This is a genomic window from Pseudoxanthomonas sp. LjRoot204_2, assembly GCF_056175765.1.
On the sequence record NZ_JBGFFG010000542.1, the window covers coordinates 1 to 1966 of the forward strand.

The 1966-nt window shown below is 66.5% G+C and carries 1 protein-coding gene; it reads right to left on the minus strand.

Features of this window, described 5'->3' with window-relative positions; genetic code table 11:
• A partial coding sequence (locus AC04L7_RS17655; RefSeq protein WP_475513561.1) for a beta strand repeat-containing protein occupies window positions 1-1966 on the minus strand: 1966 nt, incomplete at both ends.

A 1966-nucleotide genomic window follows, 5' to 3' on the forward strand; every position in this document is an offset into this window, starting at 1 on the left:
CCGTTGGTCAGACCGGTGACGGTGATCGGCGAGCCTGACCCCGTCCCGGTGCTTCCGCCGGGATTCGCCGTGACGGTGTAGCCGGTGATCGCGCTTCCACCCGTGCTGGACGGCGCGGTGAAGGTGATGGTCGCCTGCTGGTTGCCCGCACTGGCCGTGCCGATGGTCGGCGCGCCGGGCACCACCGCATTGACGGTGAAGCTGCGGGTGACCGTGCTCGCCGCATTCGTCGACGCGTTGCCGGCCTGGTCGGCATCGATGGTGCACGTGCCGGCCGCGACGAAGGTCAGCGCACCGCCCGTGGTGATCGTGCACACGCTGGTGGTGGACGAACTGAAAGCGATGGCCAGGCCGGTCGCGCCACCCAGCGCATAGTCCGAGCTCGCGGTCAGCGTCGGCGTTGCGCCGACGTTGTAGTTGCCCGGCTGCGCGAAGGTGATGACCTGGTCCGCTTTCGGCGTGACGCTGTTCGAGGCGCCCGATGCCGACCCCGTGCCGATGGCATTGGTCGCCGTGACAGTGAAGGTATAGGCCGTGCCGTTGGTGAGCGACCCCACCGTGATCACGCATGCGGCCGGTCCGGCACACGTACCGGTGGCGCCGCCGGGGCTGGCGGTCGCGGTGTAGGTCGTGATCGCCGATCCACCATTGGCGGGCGCGGTGAACGTCACCGTTGCCTGGCCATCGCCGGCGGTCGCCGTGCCGATGGTGGGCGCCGCAGGGGCTGTCGGAATGGCGACCGTATGGATGCTGCCGCCGCTGTAGGCCGCAATGCTGTTGCCGGCATTGTCGGTGACGTTGGTGCTGCCGTTGAGGTTGATCTTGAGGGTGCCGTTGCCGGTGATCGACGCGATGCCTACCTCGATCGAACTGCCGCTGGAAGCCGACACGCTGGCGATCGTGCCTGTCGCCGATCCCGTACCGACCAGGGTGAAGTCATCGGTGGAAACGTTCACGACGGGTTCGCTGAAGGTGACCGTGAAGGCCATGCTGGTATCGGTCGACGCAGGCGATCCGCTCACCGCGATGCCGGAGACCGACGGAGCGACGCCGTCGATGACCAGGTTCTTGTTGGCGCCCAGCGAATTGGCGGCGCCGGGTGCTGCCAGCGTCAGCGTCGCATTGTTGCCGGCGGCATCGCGGATGGTTCCGCCATTCAATGCCAGAGCCGACGTGGACACATAATCCAGGTCGGCGCTGGCGTTGCCCGACACGACGGTGTAGCTGAAGCTGAGGGTGCTGGTGCCGCTGCCACTGGCATAGGTGATGGTGCGGTCGGTGGCACCCGTTTCGAGGGTGAGCTGCGGAGTTCCGGAGACGGTGACCACCTCGCTGAAGTTCACCTGCACGCTGATGACATCGCCGATCCGGTACGTCCCGTTGGCGGTCGACGATGTCACCGAGGCGACCGATGGCGCGGTGCCGTCGATGACGAGGTTCTTGTTGGCGCCCAGAGAGTTGGCCGTGCCGGGAGAGGCCAGCGTCAGCACCGCGTTGTTGCTGGCCGCATCGCGGATCGAACCGCCATTGAGCGCCAGTGCGCTGGTCGAGACGTAATCCAGGTCGGTCGAGACATCGCCCGCCTGAACCGTGTAGGTGAACGTCAACGCACCGGTGCCGCTGCCGCTCGCATAGTTGACCGTGCGATCAGTGGCACCCGTTTCCAGCGTCAGCTGCGGCGTGCCGAAAACCAGTACGTTCTCGTTGAAACCTACCTGGATGCTGAGGACGTCCCCGATCTTGTAGGTGCCGTTGGCCGTGCTGGAGCTGACCGAGGTGACGGCCGGCGGCGTTGTATCCGGCGGCACCGCCGGGTCGATCGCGACGGAATTGATCGAATGCCAGCCACCGGCACCGCCGGCGTCTCCACCCGACTGGGTATACATGCGCACGTCGTCGACGTAGTCGAACGCTGAACCGAGCGAGACCGTCATGGGCAGGTAGCTGGGATCGAACGCCTGGAAGG